The sequence below is a fragment of the Micromonospora sp. AMSO1212t genome (assembly GCF_008868145.1).
GTDB classification, from domain to species: domain Bacteria; phylum Actinomycetota; class Actinomycetes; order Mycobacteriales; family Micromonosporaceae; genus Micromonospora; species Micromonospora tulbaghiae.
Genome location: NZ_WBKS01000330.1, coordinates 1 through 431, shown reverse-complemented (window position 1 = coordinate 431; position 431 = coordinate 1). Strand labels below are relative to the sequence as shown.

The following is a 431-nucleotide window of genomic DNA, read 5'->3' as shown; positions in this document are numbered from 1 at the left end:
GGGCCGTCGGTGGCGACGGGCGGCCACCGGTATCCGCCCGGATCGGCCGGGTGCAGCACCAGCACGCCCCAGTCGGTGCCGCCGAAGCGCCGGCGGTGCCAGCTTTCGGGTACGAGGTCGGCCACGGCCTTGTCGAACCGGGCCACGGCGGCATCGAGGCGCGGTTGTGGCAACGCCCCGGTCGCGGCCCAGGCCACCATCAGCTGCATCGAGTAACCCCCCGGCTTATGTCACGGGGACGTTAACAGCGGATGTCCGGGCGGTGTCCCCGCGCGGACAAACGACGCAACTCGGGCGAGGTGGCTCGACGGCGGGACTGCGCAGTTTCGGATAAGCAGCAGGTCGGGGCGCTGCTCTAGCGTCGTCGGCATGACGATGACTTCGACTTCCCGCTCCCAGATCTACGTGCTCGACCAGGACGAGGCGCTCGA

General features: G+C 70.1%; 1 pseudogene. It reads right to left on the bottom strand.

The annotated features are described in order from the left end of the window. Window positions 1-209: pseudogene (locus F8279_RS30040) on the bottom strand (hypothetical protein); the annotation flags it as partial. Window positions 210-431 lie beyond the last annotated feature (222 nt).